Raw genomic sequence first — 16,037 nt, 5'->3', positions numbered from 1 at the left:
CCTTCTATCAGCAACTTGCATCCTCCAGCCCACCAACAGCGCACGGGCTTGAAAATGCAAAAGTTCGAGATACATCGCAAAACAAACTTCGATGGGCTGGTCCATGAGTATGGACTGGATGGCAGTCGCTTATTGCCCTGGCAGGGCTATCCGATGCCATTTGCCGGAGGCTGGTGCGTCGTGCGCCCAGGCACCTCCAGCGAGGCCCACACCCAGATCGACCAGGAAATATTCATCGCCATCAAGGGGCGGGCGAAGCTGGTGGTCGGGGAGCGTGAAATGGAATTCGCGGTCGGCGATATTGCGGCGATCCCGAAACACACCAACCACTACGTGATCAACGACTCGGACGAGGACTTTCACTTTTACGTGGTCTGGTGGGACATGACCTACGTCAATGCCTTCGTTGCCGGGCACAACGACAAAACGGGGTGCCTTAATGACTAAGTTCGTCGTCACCATCACCCCGCCAACGCCCAACGGCGACCTGCATATCGGCCATATCGCCGGACCCTTTCTCGGCGCAGATGTATTCACCCGGGTACAACGCCAGCGCGGTCATGACTGCGTGTTGCTGTCCTATTCCGACGATTACCAGTCGTACATGCTGCGCAAGGGCCTGGAGACCGGCACGGACCCAGTGCAACTGGCGCGCAGCAATACCGATCGTATCGAAGCGTCCCTGGCGGCGATCAATATCCGTCCGGATAACTGGATGCGCCCTTATCGCAATCCGTACTTCGCCGATGCGGTACGCGACGTGTTTGAAAAGGCGCACAAGGTTGGGTTTATCGAATTCCGCGATTCCATGGAACCCTATTGCCCGGATTGCGACCGCTGGGGCTACGAAGCCTTCGCCCGGGGCCTATGCAATTACTGCGGCGCCGAATCCGATGCCAGCCAGTGCGAAAACTGCGCTCAGGCCCCGGACGCCGAACTGATGGGCGACTTGCGCTGCAAGCTGTGCCGTGAGCTGTCGCAATGGCGCAGCACGAATCGGGCGTTCCTCAAGCTTGAACTGTTCAAGCCCCATCTGCGTGACACCTTGCTCAATCGCAAATGGCGCAAGCCCCTGGACAGCTGGCTGCACGAGACCCTTGAACACCTGCATGACTGGGGCGTGACCCGACCGGGCGATGCCGGACTGGACCTGGCCGCAGACGGTTCCTGCCGGGTGCATACCTGGTTCATGGGCCTGGCCGGTTATATGGCAGCGTTCCGCGAATATGCCGACCGCATCGGCCAGCCGGAGCTGTTTCGCCAGTACTGGCAGTCGGGGCAGGGCACTCTGGTGCATTTTCTTGGTTTCGACTGCGTGTTCAGTCATGCGGTGGTCTATCCGGCGCAGCTGGCGGTGCTGGATCATCTGAAAGTCGATCAGCGTTTCGTGCCCAACCAGTTCCTCAAGCTCGATGGCCTGAACCTGTCCACCAGCCGCAACCATGCGATCTGGGTCGGTGACCTTGCGCGCCAGGCCTGTGCCGACAGTGCGCGGCTGTATCTGGCCAGTATCGCGCCGGAAGACAGCGAAGGCGATTTCCGCCTGGCGCATTTCCTTGAATGGCGCGAGGAGGTGTTCGGCACTTTCTTCCCGGCGCTGCTGAACAGTGCCGGGCAGCAGGGCAGCGACTGGTGGAGCGGCCTGTGCGGCGCCGATGCCGGGCTGCTGGAAGCCCTGCGCCTGCAATGGATCGCGGCCAGCGAAGCGGCGCGGTTCTCCATGAAAGCCATGGCCGCGGTGTTGCTCGATGTGATCGCCATTACCCGCACGCGGCTGGCCGAGGGGCGGCCGGTCAGCCATTTCGTCGCGTTCATGGCCATTACCGGGCAGTCGCTGATTCCGGACATGGCCGCACGGTTGATCGAAGCGTTCGAGCTGCCCGAAGCACGGATCACGGCCACCATCATGAGCGGCTCAGCGGCCGAATACTCCATCTGAACGGACTCGGTACATGTATATCGACTATGACGTTGCGGTGATCGGCGCCGGGATTATCGGTGCCAGTATCGCTGCCAGGCTGTGCAGCGCCGGGCTTGCCGTGGCGCTGATCGACAGGGGCGCAGCCGGAGCAAGCGGGGCCAGCGGCTACTCCGGCGGGCTGCTGCGTCTGTATGACGCCGACCCGGCACTGATGGCGCTCACGGCGCTGTCCCTGGGCCAACTGGCCGAGGGTGTGTTTGCCGAGACTTATGGCAAAGCCTTGCGCCGTACCGGGGTGATTTATCGGGCGGCCATGGATCAGGCCGAGGCGATTGACGGGGCAATCCGCAGTTTCGCCCGGCCTGATTATCCGATGCGTTTGCTGTCGGCGCAGGAAGTCGTCGATATGGGCGTGGGTAACAGCGCGGATAGCCAGCGGATCAATCTGTACGAACCCCACGCCAGCATCGGCAACGTGCGTCAGGCCAGCAGCGCCTTGGCTAACGTAGTGCGTCAACAAGGTTTGCTGTTGGAACACTGCGAGATCCAGTCCATCGACTGCGTATCGCGACATGAGGTGCGCCTGGCAGTGGGCCAGGCCACCTTGCGCTGCCGCGCCGTAGTTGTGGCTACCGGTGCCTGGACGCGACAGCTGTTGCCTGATCTGCCCTTGCATAGCCGCTCGATACCCCTGGCCCGGGTTGGCACGGCGGTCCATTGCACAGTGCCGCTGATCGATGCGGTGAGCCAGTCTTATGCCATTCCCTTGACCTCAGCCATTGTCCAGAGCGGCTGTGGCCTGCGCGATGAGGCGCGTTATCCCGAGCAACTGGCGGCGTCGGACCGGCGTCATGACGAAGATGCCCGCAGCAGGGTTCAAGGCTTGCTGGGGGCTGCGGCTCAGCCGGCGGTGTTGGATGTGCTACCGGGTTTCGACAGCTACAGCCTTAACGGTCGGCCACTGATCGGCTTCTGCAGCGAAGACAGCCCGGTATTCCTCGCCAGTGGCATGTGCGGCCTGGGTTTCAAGTTTGCGCCCGGCGTTGCGCAGATTGCCCTGGAGCAGGTGCAACAGCATCTGGCCGGTGCCTGGCCCCGGAGCGGCAGTTGGTCAATGTTTTCGCCGCAGCGTGTCGGCGTGACGGCCCCTGCATTCGCGGCGGTGCAGCCATGAGCGGGGTACGTCTCAAGGTCGGCGTATCGGCGCTGTTCGATCCGGCCGACACGCCCCATGCCCGCACCTTCATGCGCGCCCTGGCTACGGCCCGCAACAGCATCCCGGCGCTGGCTCAGGTGCAGTGGCACTTTCTCGACGATGGCGCTCATCGTGAGCGTGGCGCCGAGGTGGCTCGGGAAATGGTGCAGTGGGGCGCGGATATGATCGTCGGGCATTTCTCCTCTGATGCGGCCCTGGGGGCGGTGCCGATCTATCGGGCGGCGGGGATTGCCTTGCTGACCCCGGCCGCGACCCTGGATCGCCTGACCCTGGATCATCACAACGTCTTCCGTTTCTGCCCGTCAGATCGGCAATTGGCCAAGGATCTGCTGCGTTTTATCGGTCAGCGCGGCTGGCAGTCGCTGCATATCGATGCTGACGAAAGCGCCCATGGTCAGGCGTTGGCCCAGGCAATTGCCGCTGCCGCCAGTCAGACGGGTTTAGCGCAGCTTGCCACGCGCGATCAGGCCGAGGTCGAGATCTTTGCCGGACGCCTGCGCAGCAGCCGCGAGCATTGGCAGGCGCGCCGGACCGCAGGCAGCCAGCGGCCGCTGATCCTCACCGATGACGCTGCGTCGCCTTATCTCGGCGTTGCCGCCAGCGACGACCCGCACACTTGGGTGATCGGCTTTGGCGTGGCCGGGCAGGGCGCCGCTGCCTGCCCGGCGACGCTCTTTCATCAGGCGCTATTCGATGGCCTGCCGCAGACCTATTACCGCGAAAGCCTGCTGCTGTTCCACGTTCTCGGCCAGTTGGCCGGACGCGGGCTGCGCCGTACCCGCCTGCTGGATGCCCTGAATCACTCGACCTGGCGCACGCCCCTGGGCGATGTCGGTTTCGACCAGGGCGAATGCCGGGGCGCCTGCAATCGGGTCTGGCACCTGACCCCTGACGGGCTGCTGCCTGTGGCCGATTGAACCTGTTGTTTTGCCAATTACTTCACGATGGATGACCTCTGTATGGAACACTTATCAGCGCAACACTCTGATGCAATCTGTATTGGCTTCGGCCCGGCCGGCATTGCCCTGTCCTGCGTTTTCGAGGACGCCCGGGACGACAACACGCCGTTGGCCCGCCTGTCCCTGCGCTACCTGGAGAGCGCGGCCGAGACCCAGTGGCACCCCGAATTGCTGCTGACCGGCACCGACATCAATCACCACGTCTTTCGTGATCTGGTCACGCCACGCAACCCGCGCAGCCGCTTTTCCTTCGCCATGTACCTGAAGAGCCAGGGCCGGCTGTTCGACTTCGGCCTGCTGGGGCGTCCGGCCAGCCGTCATGAGTGGTCGGATTACGTCGCCTGGGTCTCCCGCCAGGTTGACGCCCACACCCATTTCTCGGCGCCGGTCAGTGAAGTATTGCCGATCATTCGTAACGGCCGCCTGAGCCAGGTGCGCGTCGATACCGCCCAGGGCCGCTTCACAACGCGCAATCTGGTGCTGTCCACGGGCAGCGTGCCTCGGGTGCCGGAGGCTTTTCAGGGCCTGCTCGGGCCGCGTCTGTTTCATACCTCGCAGTTCCTGAGCCGCGTGCAGGCGTTCGGCGAACAATTGCCCAAGCGCTGGCTGGTGGTGGGTTCGGGGCAGAGTGCCAGCGAGTCGGTGCTGGAATTGCTCAGTCGTCGCAGCGATATCGAAGTGCATTCGGTGCACCGTTCTGCGGGCTTCAAGCTCACCCAACTGGGCCAGTTTCCCAATCGCGTGTTCGCTCCGGATCATGTCGATTACTTCCATAGCCTCAGCCACGCCGAGCGCCACACCTTCCTCGACTGGAGCCGCTCGACCAATTACGCGGGCATCGATCCGGATGAGAGCAGCAAGCTGTTTTCCCTGATTTACGAGGACCGCATCACCGGGCGCGAGCGTCTGCGCACCTATGCCTATCGGGCGATCAGCGCCATCGAGCAAATTGCCGAAGGTTACCGCGTGACCCTCACTGACAGCTTCAGCCAGCGCAGTGAAGTGGTGGAAGTGGACGTGGTGGTGCTGGGCACCGGCTTTCAGCAGCACCTGATTCCGCCGCTGCTGAGCAACCTGCAACCCTGGCTACAGGCCGATATCGACGGCGGTCTGGTCATCGACCGCGACTACCACGTAGCGACCCAGGGCGAGTGCGATGTGCAGGTGTGGGTCAATGGTTTGTCCGAACGCAGCCATGGTATCAGCGACAGCCAGTCGTTCTCCCTGATGGCCCTGCGCGCCGAGCGCATCGCCAATGCCCTTGGCCGTGCGGTGTCGGTCGCTCAGCCACAGCCGGCCCTGGCCGAGTGAGGCGCTGATCATGTACGACAAACTTTCCGATATCGTTCACGATCAGGCGTTCCTGAAAGTCGCCGGGTTGGGCCATGAGTTTTATCTCAAGCTGGAATCCCTCAACCCGGCCGGTTCCATCAAGCTGAAGACCGCCGTAGGCCTGGTCGATGACCTGCAAGGCCGTGGCCTGATCAAGCCGGATACCGTGCTGATCGAGTCGTCGTCCGGCAACCTCGGTGTGGCCCTGGCGATGATCTGCGCCGAGCGCGGCATTCGCTTTACCTGCGTAGTCGATCCCAATAGCTCGGCCCATAACATTCGCATGATGCACAGCTATGGCGCCGAGGTGATCAAGGTCGAAACCGCCGATGCCAATGGCGGATTCCTCGGCACGCGGATCGCGCTGATTCGTGACAAGATCATGGCTGATCCACGCTATGTGTGGCTCAATCAGTACGAAAATGCTGCCAATCCCCGCGCCCATGCCCGCACGACGGCGCGTTCAATCGGTCAGCGATTCGGTCATGTCGATTACCTGTTCGTCGGCGCTGGGACCACCGGCACGCTGATGGGCTGCGTACAGTATTTCCAGCGCCATCATCCCCAGACCAGAATCATTGCCGTGGACAGCATCGGCTCGGTGACTTTCGGCACCCCGGCGGGCAAGCGCTTCATTCCCGGCCTGGGTACCAGCCAGCGGCCGCCGATCTTCAATGTCGAAGGTATTCATGCCCTGGAAATGGTTCCGGAAGCCCATACGGTGGCCATGTCGCGGCTGCTGGCGAGGAACAAGGGCTTGTTGGTCGGCGGCTCCACGGCCACGGTGATTTCGGCGGTGCATGCCTGGCGCGAGCGCATCGCGCCGGGTTCGGTGGTGGTGGCGTTGTCGCCGGACTGGGGCGATCGCTACCTCGACACGCTGTACGACGATGACTGGGTCGAGCAGCGCTTTGGGCGAGGCGTACTGGGCATGACCCTGGACGACATGCCCATCGATGAAACCCGCACCACCTGGCTGCACGCGGAAAAACAGCAGGCGCCTTTTCATGTGGTCGATGGCCAAACCGTGGCGCGGCTGCTGGCGGCCCACCCCAATGCCTGTATCGAGGACGTGCGTCACGCCTATCTGGAGCACCATGCCGGGCGCTCGATCAACCCGGACAGCTATTTTCTGCGCTTTCCCGAGGCCCCGGCCAACCGGATTATCGCGCTGCCTGCCAGCCTGTCCGGCACGCCTGCGGTGAGCGGGATCAAATGGATTTCCAGCTTCCCCGGCAATATCCAGTCGGGGCTGCAGCGAGCATCGGCGGTGCTGATCCTCAACGATGCCGACACCGGTTATGCCTATGCCTGCCTGGAAGCGTCGCGAATCAGCGCTATGCGTACGGCGGCCTCGGCGGTGCTGGCGGCGCGCTGGATTTTGGGGCAGCGCAAACAGGTTCGGCGCCTGGCAGTGATTGGCGCCGGGTTTATCGCCCGCAGCATTGTCGACCTGTTCGTCAGTGATGGCTGGGAACTGGGCGAGGTGATGATCCACGACCAGCACCTGGAATCCGCCCAGGCCCTGATGGCCCACGGCGCGCGACAAGGGCGTCTGCAAACCCGCCTGGTCGAGTTGGAAGAAGCGCTGGACGCCGATGTCCTGTTGTTCGCTACCACCGCGCCCAGCCCTTATGTGCTAGACCGGCGTTTCCGTGCCGATCAGTTGCTGCTGAATATTTCCCTGCGCGACCTCGGCCCGGAAATCATCGCCAGCGCCAATAACCTGCTGGATGACGTCGAGCACTGCCTCAAGGCCAATACCTCGCCGGACCTGGCGGTGCAGCGCTATCAGAGCCGCGCCTTTATCACCGGCACTCTGGCGCAACTGATGCTCGGTGAGGTGACCCTCGACCCGGACCTGCCAACGATCTTCTCGCCCTTCGGCCTCGGCGTGCTCGACCTCGCCGTGGGGCAGCGCCTGTATCGCCAGGCCCTGGCCGAAGGCAGCGCGTTGCCGGTGCCGCAGTTCTTTTTTGAATCGAACCGTTGGTGAGGACGCTTCATGGACAAGGAACACGTCATGCACACAATCGCCATCGTCGGCATGGGCTCCAGAGGCCTTAGCGTGCTGGAACAACTGTTGGGCCTGGCTCGGGAATGGCCCGGCCAGCGTCTGCTGGTCGAGATCTTCGACCCGCAGGAGCCGGGCGGCGGCCTGCATTGGGCCGAGCAGCCGGACTACCTGATGCTCAATACCATGGCAGGGCAGTTGACTGCGTTTTCCACGGCTTTTCCTGTCAGCACGGCGCCAATGCCGGGGTTTCTCCAGTGGTGTCATGCCCAGGGCATTGTGCTGGATGAGCGCGGCCATCTGGGCAGCGCTGGACGGCCTGTGGCTTACGGCGATTTTGTCCCGCGCAAGCTGTTGGGGCGTTATCTGCAGGACAGCTATCGGCTGCTATTGGAGCTGTGCCCGGCGCACATAGAGATTCGCCATCACGCTGAACGTATCGTCGCCTGTCGTCCCCGTGGCGAGGGGTATGTGCTGCGTGACGAGCATGGCGATTCCTACGAAGCGGACGGGATGTTTCTTACGACAGGCCATGACACTGCCGGACAGGACGCGCTGATGGCCGCAGGGGGGCCGGTCACCGGTCAACGCGTGGCCATTGAGGGTTTGGGCCTGACTGCCATGGATACTCTGGCCGCCCTGACTCAGGGGCGGGGCGGGCGTTATGTGCGTGATGGCCAGCGTTGGCGTTATCAGGCGTCGGGGAGTGAGCCGCAGCTGTTTCTGTTTTCTCGCAGTGGCCTGCCGTTTCATGCCCGGCCGCAGTGGCAGGAAGGCAAGAGCCCGGGCCTCCCGCGCCTGTATTTCACTGCGGCAGCCATCGACACCTTGCGCAAGGCTTGCGGCGATCGGCGTCTGGATTTCCGTCGCGACCTGCTGCCCCTGATCGCCGATGAAATGCGCGCGCGGTTCTACCAGGCCAAGGCCCGGCAATTCGGCGCACAGCACCTGGCGCAATTGCAGGTTCGTTTATGCGGCGCCATGGAGAAACCGGTGCGCGAGGCGCTATTCGGCCAATTGGCCGAGATCTACGGTGACTTTGACCCCTACCAATGGATGAGCAGCGAAGGCTGGCAGGGTGATGCCCGGGATTACGCCGACTGGTTTCGTCAGTGGATCGACAGCGATCTGGCCCTCAGTCGCCTGGGCACCCGGCAAAGCCCGCTCAAGCAAGCCCTGGAAGTCTGGCGCGATTATCGCGATCTGCTGCGCCTGGCGGTGGATCACGACGGCCTCGATGAAGACTCGACCCTGGATTTCTACGGCTGCTGGTCCGGGGTATCCAACCGCCTGGTGGGTGGTCCGCAAAAGGAACGCTACGAGGACTTGCTGGCCTTGATCGACGCCGGGGTGGTGCAGGTGCTGCCGCCGATGCGGGTGAGCGAGCAGGCCACGGGCTATCGATTGCAGCCCATGTCCGGCCCTGCGTTCATGAGTGTGGACGTGGACAGCCTGATCCAGGCGCGCAACGCCCATAGCGGTTTGTCCTGCCAGCGCCACCCGCTGCTTGATGACCTGCTGCGTCAGGGCCAGCTGCGCGCTGCCCATGACTATCCCGCCGATGGTCTCGACATCGACCGACATCACCGCGCCCGGCGCAGCGACGGCTCGCGGCATGAGCGCCTGTGGGTGCTGGGGCCGGCGGTGGAAGGCTGCCTTTTCTACAACCACTACGTGCCCACCCTCGACCCGACATGCCGCGCGCCCCTGCAGGCGCGCGAAGCGGTGCAGTCGTGCCTTGAGGCGCTGGGCGTTGCCAGGGTGTTGCCCGCCCTGGCCGGTTAATTCGTTTCGCCAACACTCAACTTCATACTTGAAAGGAAACTACTTATGTCCGAGATCACTTTGCTCACGGCCCTGGCCGGCGCCTTTATCGTGCTGATCATCAGCCCCGGTCCGAACTTTCTGGTCATTACCCAACTGTCGTATAGCCAGTCCCGGCAACAGGGAATCTGCGCGGGTCTGGGAGTCGCATCGGGCAGCATTATCTGGGCCTTGCTGGCCGCCACCGGCCTGGGCCTGATATTCCAGCAACTGCCGTGGGTGCAACCGGGCCTGCAATTGCTTGGCGGCGCCTACCTGACCTGGCTGGGCACCAAGAGCCTGCGCAATGCTGGCAGCCAGCCCAAGCCTCGGGATATCGCTTCCCTGGGGATTCAAAACCTCGGTCGCGCCTACCGCTTCGGTCTGCTGACCAACATGACCAATCCCAAGGCGCTGGCGTTCTACACCAGCGTGTTCACTACCGTGACCACGCCAGGCATGCCGATGTGGGTGCGCACCGCCGGGGTCTCGATCATTGCCGTGCTGGCGATCTCCTGGTTCGTCCTGCTGGCCACGCTGTTCTCCATTCCTTCGGTGCAGCAGCGCTATGCGCGGATGAAAAAGACTATCGACATCGTCACCGGGCTGTTCATGGTCGCCTTCGGTATTCGCCTGCTGATCGGTCTGCTGCCGGTCGGCCTGATCACCTGGAGCTGAGCCCATGAATAACGCTAACTGGAACTACCCGACCGCCATTCGCGTGGGTGCTGGCCGCGTTCGCGAACTGGCTGACGCCTGCCGGGTGGCGGGTATTACGCGGCCCTTGCTGATCACCGATCAGTTTCTCGGCAGCACGACGATGATTCGTTCAGCCGTTGCCGATTGCTCCGACGCGCTTGGCAGCTGCGGGCTGTTCGATCAGGTCAAGGGCAACCCCACCGGCCATAACGTCGCCCAGGGGCTGCTGGCCTATCAGCGGGGCGAGCATGACGGTGTAATCGCCTTTGGTGGCGGCTCGGCCCTGGATGCGGCCAAGGCTGTGGCGCTGATGTCGGGGCAAAGCCGTCCGCTGTGGGATTTCGAGGATATCGGCGATAACCATCTGCGCGTTGACCCTTTGGGCATCGCGCCGATTGTGGCCTTGCCGACCACCGCCGGGACCGGCTCGGAAGTCGGTCGCGCCTCGGTCATTACCGACGAAGAGGCGCGGGTCAAGCGCACCATCCTGCACGCGCGGATGATGCCGCGGGTGGCGATTCTCGACCCGACCCTGACCCTTGAACTGCCCGCACATTTGACCGCTGCCACCGGCGTCGATGCCTTGACCCACTGCATGGAGGCCTATTGCTCGCCGATGTACCACCCCATGGCCGAGGCCGTGGCAGTGAAGGGCATGCAGTTGATCAAGCACTACTTGCCCCTGGCCGTGGCCGATGGCAGCGATCTCGACGCGCGACAGCAGATGCTGGTGGCTTCGAGCCTTGGTGCGGCGGCGTTCCAGCGCGGTCTGGGCGGCGTGCATGCCATCGCCCAGACCCTTGGGGCGCTGTACGATCACCATCACGGTTTGCTCAACGCCATTCTGCTGCCCTATGTGCTGGAGGCCAACGCCGCCGTGCTGGGGCCGCAGATGAACGATCTGGCGCGTTTCCTCGACCTGCCTCGCGCCGGTTTCAGCGGGGTAATGGACTGGTTGCTGGGCCTGCGCGAACAGATCGGCATTCCCCATCGCTTGAGCGCCCTGGGCATCGACGATCGGGATGCCGAACGGGTGGGGCGCATGGCGTTTGCCGATGGTTGCTCCCATACCAATCCGATTCGGCATTCGGCGCAGGTGTATAGCGAGATATTTTTGCGTGCCTTATAAGCGCACCCATCCCGTGGGAGCGAGGCTTGCCCGCGAAGAGGCCGGTACATCCGCTGTATCTCCTGCGTCTGAAACATTGCTTTCGCGGGCAAGCCTCGCGCCCACAGGATTGGGGTCTGTCACGATTGCGCGTGTTGGCGACTATTGGCGTGATGTGACTGCTCGCGGCCAAATTGTCGGCGGTGTGTTGTTAGTGGCTCAGGAAGGCAAGTTGCGCTATGCCGGTGCCCTTGGTTGGGCGGATCGTGAAGCCGGGCAAAGGATTACCCGGCAAACGCGCTTTCGCCTGGCCTCCTTGAGCAAGTTGCTGACCTCGGTCTGTGTCTTGCGGCTGTGCGAGTTGGGGCTGCTGCAACTCGACGCGGCCGTCGGCCGTTGGTTGCCGGGGTTTCGGCCCCGGCTTGCCGATGGGCGTGGGCCGGTCATTTGCCTGCGCCATCTGCTGTCCCATACCGCAGGCCTGGGCTACGGCTTCGAGATGCCGCCGGGTAATCCCTATGAGCGGGCAGGGGTGTCGGATGGGCTGGATCAGGTGGCGTTCGGAATGGACGAGAATCTGCGACGTCTGGCCGATGCGCCCCTGCTATTCGAACCCGGCAGCGCCTGGCGTTACTCATTGGCCACTGATGTGCTTGGCGCGGTGATCGAAGCTGCCGGTGGTCTGGCATTGCCGGACGCCATCGCCCGTTGGGTCACCGGGCCGCTGGGTATGACCGCGACCTCGTTCGAACGGGAAACCGGTCAAATCCTGCCACGGGCCTACAAGGACGGCGGGCTGCCCATGGCGGTCGATGAGGTGCTGGAAATCGACGGGTGTCAGGCCCGGCTGACGCCTGATCGTCAGGGCTATCCCTCGGCTGGCGCGGGTTTGCTGGGTACGGCTGATGAGTACCTGCGTGTGCTCGAATGCCTGCGTCTGGGTGGCGCGCCCTTGCTGCAACCGGCCAGCACTGCGCTATTGCTGGGCAATGCCATTGGCGATAACGAAATCAGCCATCGCGGGCCGGGCTGGAAGTTCGGCCTGGGGCCGCTGTTATTGACCGATCCGGTAGTGGCCGGGCAACGGCAGGGCGCCGGGACCTGGTCCTGGTGCGGCTTGTATGGCTGTCATTACTGGGTCGATCCAGAGGCGCGGATCAGCCTGGTGTGCCTGACCAACACCGCAGTCGCCGGGGCCTGGGGGGAGGTGGCGGATGGGTTGGTAGCCGCGATTTATGGGTGAGGTACTGGGCCCGTTGGAGCGTGGCTTGCCCGCGAATCAGGCGATGCGCAGTATCAGAAATACCGTGTCGAGGCCTTCGCGGGCAAGCCACGCTCCAACAGTACTAAGCTCGCGCAAACTGCTTGCGATAACTGCTCGGGCTGATCCCCACCAGATTCCGGAAGTGCCGGCGGAATGACTCTTCCGAGCCGAAACCCGCCGCTTCGACAATCTCCGTCAGACGCCGGTGCGAGGACTCCAACAGCTCCTTGGCATAGGCGATGCGCTCGCCCAACAGCCAGTCATAAGGCGTAAGCCCCGTGCTGTCCATGAAGCTGCGGTGCAGGGTGCGGGTGCTGACGGCGGCACGGTCGGCCATTTCCTTGATGGTGTGGGGGTGTTGCAGGTCGCTGCGGATCCAGTCCATCAGCTTGGATACCTGACCATCACCGCTCGACACCAGTTGGCGTGAGGCGTACTGCGACTGGCCGCCGTCGCGATGGGGCGGGATAACCATGCGCTGAGCGACCATGTTCGCCACCTTGGCGCCGTGATCGTTGCGCACCAGGTGCAGCATCATGTCCAGGCCCGCCGCCGAGCCGGCTGCGGTGACGATATTGCCTTCATCGACATACAACTCGTTGGGCTGCACGGTCAGGCCGGGGTACATGCTGGCCAGCAGATCGGTATAGCGCCAGTGGGTGGTCACGCGCTGACCTTCGAGCAGCCCGGCGGCCGCGAGGACAAAGGCGCCGGTGCAGATCGAACAGATCCGCGCGCCTCGGGCATGGGCCGCCTGCAGCTGTTCGATCAGCTTTTGCGGCACCTCTGATTCAACCCCGCGCCAGCCCGGCACGATGATGGTGTCGGCGTTTTCCAGCAGTACTTCGCCCGTCGGCACGATGGTAATGCCCCCGGCGGCGGTGATCGGCCCCTCATCCACCGGGTAGGTGGCGAACTCGTACCAGGGCACGCCGAGTTCCTTCCTTTTCAGGGCAAAGACTTCAACCGTGCAGCCAAATTCGAAGGTGCAAAGCTGGTTATAGATCAACGCAACGACGAGATGATTTTTCATGGCGCGATGTTACCGGATATTGGCATTTGGGACAGTGGTTGGCCGTAGTTGTACTCGTTAACCTGAGGTCTGTCAGCAACAGATCCAGTTATTTCAAATTATCTATGAATGGCGGCCGCGCAAGCAGGCCGAGGAGTGCACTCGTGTCGATCAACATTGGTATCTACGTTTTTGATGACGTTGAAGTTCTCGACTTTGCCGGACCTTATGAAGTCTTCACGACGGCGACGCGCATGCATGCCCGCAACAGCCGCGATGACCGCGCGCTGTTCAATGTCTTTACCGTAGGGCGCAGCACCGCGCCGGTACGTGCCCGCGCCGGGCTGAAAGTGGACCCGGATTTCTCCATCTCCGATCACCCGCACATCGATTGCCTGATCGTGCCCGGTGGCGTGGTGACCGGCGAGCTGGAAAAGCCCGACGTGATTCGCTGGATCAGCGATCAATCGGTGCCCGAGCGTGTCGTGGCGGCGGTCTGCACCGGCGCCTTCCTGGTAGCCAAGACCGGCAAGCTGGCGGGCAAGCAGGTCACCACTCACTGGGAAGATATCAACGACCTCAAGGAGATGTTCCCGTCAGTGGACGTGCTCAGCACCCTGCGCTGGGTCGATGAGGGCGCCTTCGTGACGTCGGCGGGTATTTCCGCCGGTATCGACATGAGCCTGCATATGGTCGAGCGTCTGCACAGCCGCGAGTTGGCCGAGCGTACCGCGCTGCAAATGGATTTTGACTGGACCGAGAACGACTGAGCCATGCAGGCTGCACGGTTTCGGGGTTGCGGAACCAGAACACTGTAATGGTTGGCACGGATTGCCATCCGTGACCCTATGCCTGAAGGCACGCCCGGACGCCGGGCGTGCCACCGCTGTTCTGAACAATATCCGGCAACCCGGACAGGTCGCCTCGCTCCTGTGTATCCGTCGCCATGCGGTTCGGGGTGCGGTGGCCGCTGCGGTTGCCTTCGTGCTCCCGTGAGAGTCGCCCCATGAAAACCCACTTCTTTAAAGTCGTGCAGACCGTCGCGCTGCAAGGTTCGTTTTCCGAAGCCGCCGCCATCCTCGGCGTCAGCCAGTCCAACATCAGCTACGCCATCAAGGAAGTCGAAGACTTCTTCAACAAGCGCTTGTTCGTACGTAGCCGCAGTGGTTGCACCCTGACTCCCGAAGGCCAGGTGATCAACCAGACCCTGGGGCAGATCATGGCGACCCTGGAACAACTAAAAAAAATGCCGTAGGCGGCAGTGTCAGCGTCCACTACTTCACCCATATCCAGGAAACCACACTGGAAGCGGCGATCGAGTCGCTGTCGCAGCGCTACCCGGAAGTGCACCTGAGCGTTGTGCACAGCAGCGAGCAGAATCCTTCGCTTGAGGTCCTGCACAAGGACTCGGCCGATATCCTGATCATGCCCAGCACTACGCTGGACGACCATCACCTCGAACACCATCACTGGCGCGATGACTACGTACTGGTCACGGCGCGCAGCAAATGGCCGCAAACCCGCAACTTCCACGAATTGGTCCAGGCGATCCGCTATGTGTCCTGGCGTCACCCCGGCGTCGAGCGCCTGCACAGCCAGTTGGCCTCGGTGCCGTTGCGCCTGATTCATCGCGGTGAGCTGAGCAATGTCGATACCTTGCTCGATCTGGTCGCCAAGGGCCATTGCCTGAGCATTTTGCCCAGGGCGCTGTTGCCCGAGGCCGGTGGCGCTTTTGATTATGTGCAACTGCCGATCCCGGTCGAGCGACGCATCAGTGTCATCGCCCGACCGACTTCATTGCTGTCCAACGCCGCCAATGCGGTGCTGGAGATTCTCAAGAACAAGACCGGTCAGTTATAGGTGTGGAAGCCGCGCCCGGTCTTGCGCCCCAGATAACCGGCCGCGACCATTTCCTTGAGCAGTGGCGCGGGGCGGTATTTGCTGTCGTTGAAGCCCTCATGGAAGGCCTGCATGATCGCCAGCAGGGTGTCCAGGCCGATCAGGTCGGCCAGGGCCAGCGGGCCGATAGGCTGGTTGCAGCCCAGGCGCATGCCGTCATCGATGTCCTGGGCGCTGGCCAGGCCTTCCTGGAAGACCAGAATGGCTTCGTTGATCATCGGCACCAGAATGCGATTGACCACAAAGCCTGGGCGGTTGCCGGCGGTGATCGCGGTCTTGTTCAGGCGTGCGGCCATTTCCAGGGCCTGGAAGTGCGTCAGATCGCTGGTTTGCAGGCCACGAATGACCTCGATCAGGCCCATCATCGGCACCGGATTGAAGAAGTGCAGACCGATGAAGCGCTCGGGATTGGCCACACTGGCCGCCAATTGAGTGATCGACAGCGACGAAGTGTTGGAGGCAATCACACAGTCAGCGCTGACGTGCTCGGCGATCTGCTTGAGCAGGCGCAGTTTGAGTTCGAGGTTTTCCGTGGCGGCCTCGATCACCCAGTCGGCGTCGTTCAGCGAGGCGTAGTCGGTGGTGCAGTGGATGCGATGCAGCGCACTGGCCGCCTCATCTTCAGTGATCACCTGCTTGTTGACCTGACGCTCCAGGTTCTTGCGAATCGTCGCCATGCCACGCTCGAGGGCGGCATCGGAGATATCCAGCAGGGTGACCGGCAGGCCGGACGTGGCGCAGACCTGGGCAATACCATTGCCCATGGTGCCAGCGCCAATCACGGCAATATTGTGCAGACTCATGATGATT

Annotated in this window: 15 protein-coding genes; 13 read left to right on the top strand and 2 right to left on the bottom strand. The window is 62.7% G+C overall.

Annotated elements, in window-relative coordinates:
- Positions 1-54: 54 nt before the first annotated feature.
- The 10 genes from M2401_RS11925 (at position 55) to M2401_RS11880 (ending at position 12,295) form a co-directional block, all read left to right on the top strand.
- Positions 55-447 carry a cupin domain-containing protein gene (locus M2401_RS11925; RefSeq protein WP_259102922.1) on the top strand — a complete coding sequence of 131 codons (393 nt, stop codon included), beginning with the start codon at positions 55-57 and terminating at the stop codon, positions 445-447.
- Complete coding sequence (locus M2401_RS11920) at positions 440-1,939, top strand: methionine--tRNA ligase (RefSeq protein ID WP_259102921.1); 1,500 nt, start codon at positions 440-442, stop codon at positions 1,937-1,939. The genes M2401_RS11925 and M2401_RS11920 overlap by 8 nt, the downstream gene beginning before the upstream one ends.
- 13 nt (positions 1,940-1,952) lie before the next feature.
- Complete coding sequence (locus tag M2401_RS11915) at positions 1,953-3,095, top strand: FAD-binding oxidoreductase (protein WP_259102919.1); 1,143 nt, start codon at positions 1,953-1,955, stop codon at positions 3,093-3,095.
- Entirely contained in the window at positions 3,092-4,054 is a 963-nt protein-coding gene (locus M2401_RS11910) for an ABC transporter substrate-binding protein (RefSeq protein ID WP_259102918.1), read from the top strand. The genes M2401_RS11915 and M2401_RS11910 overlap by 4 nt, the downstream gene beginning before the upstream one ends.
- Positions 4,055-4,096: 42 nt before the next feature.
- Entirely contained in the window at positions 4,097-5,407 is a 1,311-nt protein-coding gene (locus M2401_RS11905) for a SidA/IucD/PvdA family monooxygenase (RefSeq protein WP_259102917.1), read from the top strand.
- Between the two features lie 10 nt (positions 5,408-5,417).
- The gene (gene sbnB / locus M2401_RS11900) at positions 5,418-7,424 is read left to right on the top strand and encodes a 2,3-diaminopropionate biosynthesis protein SbnB (RefSeq protein WP_259102915.1); all 2,007 of its coding nucleotides are present in this window, start codon (positions 5,418-5,420) and stop codon (positions 7,422-7,424) included.
- A gap of 27 nt (positions 7,425-7,451) precedes the next feature.
- Positions 7,452-9,227, top strand: coding sequence for an FAD/NAD(P)-binding protein (locus tag M2401_RS11895; RefSeq protein ID WP_259102914.1), 1,776 nt, complete (start codon positions 7,452-7,454; stop codon positions 9,225-9,227).
- A 45-nt stretch (positions 9,228-9,272) separates the two neighbouring features.
- A complete protein-coding gene (locus M2401_RS11890; RefSeq protein WP_259102913.1) occupies positions 9,273-9,923 on the top strand; it encodes a LysE family transporter in 651 nt (216 codons plus the stop codon).
- Between the two features lie 4 nt (positions 9,924-9,927).
- Complete coding sequence (locus M2401_RS11885) at positions 9,928-11,073, top strand: iron-containing alcohol dehydrogenase (protein ID WP_259102912.1); 1,146 nt, start codon at positions 9,928-9,930, stop codon at positions 11,071-11,073.
- Between the two features lie 109 nt (positions 11,074-11,182).
- On the top strand, positions 11,183-12,295 hold the full coding sequence (locus tag M2401_RS11880) for a serine hydrolase domain-containing protein (protein WP_409033915.1): 1,113 nt from the start codon (positions 11,183-11,185) through the stop codon (positions 12,293-12,295).
- Between the two features lie 103 nt (positions 12,296-12,398).
- On the opposite strand, the gene ftrA is transcribed toward M2401_RS11880, so the two are convergent.
- A complete protein-coding gene (gene ftrA, locus M2401_RS11875; protein WP_259102909.1) occupies positions 12,399-13,349 on the bottom strand; it encodes a transcriptional regulator FtrA in 951 nt (316 codons plus the stop codon).
- Between the two features lie 143 nt (positions 13,350-13,492).
- Here ftrA and M2401_RS11870 point away from each other — a divergent pair, with 143 nt between their 5' ends.
- From M2401_RS11870 to M2401_RS11860, 3 genes are all read left to right on the top strand, one after another.
- Positions 13,493-14,098: a DJ-1/PfpI family protein gene (locus tag M2401_RS11870; RefSeq protein ID WP_259102907.1), complete on the top strand. Its 606-nt coding sequence runs from the start codon at positions 13,493-13,495 to the stop codon at positions 14,096-14,098.
- Between the two features lie 236 nt (positions 14,099-14,334).
- Positions 14,335-14,583: a LysR family transcriptional regulator gene (locus M2401_RS11865; protein WP_259102906.1), complete on the top strand. Its 249-nt coding sequence runs from the start codon at positions 14,335-14,337 to the stop codon at positions 14,581-14,583.
- Positions 14,584-14,630: 47 nt separating this feature from the next.
- Positions 14,631-15,188, top strand: coding sequence for a substrate-binding domain-containing protein (locus M2401_RS11860; protein WP_259103292.1), 558 nt, complete (start codon positions 14,631-14,633; stop codon positions 15,186-15,188).
- Here the strand turns inward: M2401_RS11860 and M2401_RS11855 are convergent.
- Positions 15,179-16,030: a 3-hydroxybutyryl-CoA dehydrogenase gene (locus tag M2401_RS11855; protein WP_259102904.1), complete on the bottom strand. Its 852-nt coding sequence runs from the start codon at positions 16,028-16,030 to the stop codon at positions 15,179-15,181. The genes M2401_RS11860 and M2401_RS11855 overlap by 10 nt on opposite strands.
- Positions 16,031-16,037: the final 7 nt, after the last annotated feature.

It is taken from the genome of Pseudomonas sp. JUb42 (assembly GCF_024807945.1).
In the GTDB taxonomy this organism is placed as follows: domain Bacteria; phylum Pseudomonadota; class Gammaproteobacteria; order Pseudomonadales; family Pseudomonadaceae; genus Aquipseudomonas.
This window is presented reverse-complemented; position numbering and strand designations above follow the sequence as displayed.

Bases quoted from the DNA above. Each gene is read 5' to 3' on its own strand.
- M2401_RS11925 (WP_259102922.1), top strand. From the start codon at position 55: ATGCAAAAGTTCGAGATACATCGCAAAACAAACTTCGATGGGCTGGTC.
- M2401_RS11920 (WP_259102921.1), top strand. From the start codon at position 440: ATGACTAAGTTCGTCGTCACCATCACCCCGCCAACGCCCAACGGCGAC.
- M2401_RS11915 (WP_259102919.1), top strand. From the start codon at position 1,953: ATGTATATCGACTATGACGTTGCGGTGATCGGCGCCGGGATTATCGGT.
- M2401_RS11910 (WP_259102918.1), top strand. From the start codon at position 3,092: ATGAGCGGGGTACGTCTCAAGGTCGGCGTATCGGCGCTGTTCGATCCG.
- M2401_RS11905 (WP_259102917.1), top strand. From the start codon at position 4,097: ATGGAACACTTATCAGCGCAACACTCTGATGCAATCTGTATTGGCTTC.
- sbnB (WP_259102915.1), top strand. From the start codon at position 5,418: ATGTACGACAAACTTTCCGATATCGTTCACGATCAGGCGTTCCTGAAA.
- M2401_RS11895 (WP_259102914.1), top strand. From the start codon at position 7,452: ATGCACACAATCGCCATCGTCGGCATGGGCTCCAGAGGCCTTAGCGTG.
- M2401_RS11890 (WP_259102913.1), top strand. From the start codon at position 9,273: ATGTCCGAGATCACTTTGCTCACGGCCCTGGCCGGCGCCTTTATCGTG.
- M2401_RS11885 (WP_259102912.1), top strand. From the start codon at position 9,928: ATGAATAACGCTAACTGGAACTACCCGACCGCCATTCGCGTGGGTGCT.
- ftrA (WP_259102909.1), bottom strand. From the start codon at position 13,349: ATGAAAAATCATCTCGTCGTTGCGTTGATCTATAACCAGCTTTGCACC.
- M2401_RS11865 (WP_259102906.1), top strand. From the start codon at position 14,335: ATGAAAACCCACTTCTTTAAAGTCGTGCAGACCGTCGCGCTGCAAGGT.
- M2401_RS11855 (WP_259102904.1), bottom strand. From the start codon at position 16,030: ATGAGTCTGCACAATATTGCCGTGATTGGCGCTGGCACCATGGGCAAT.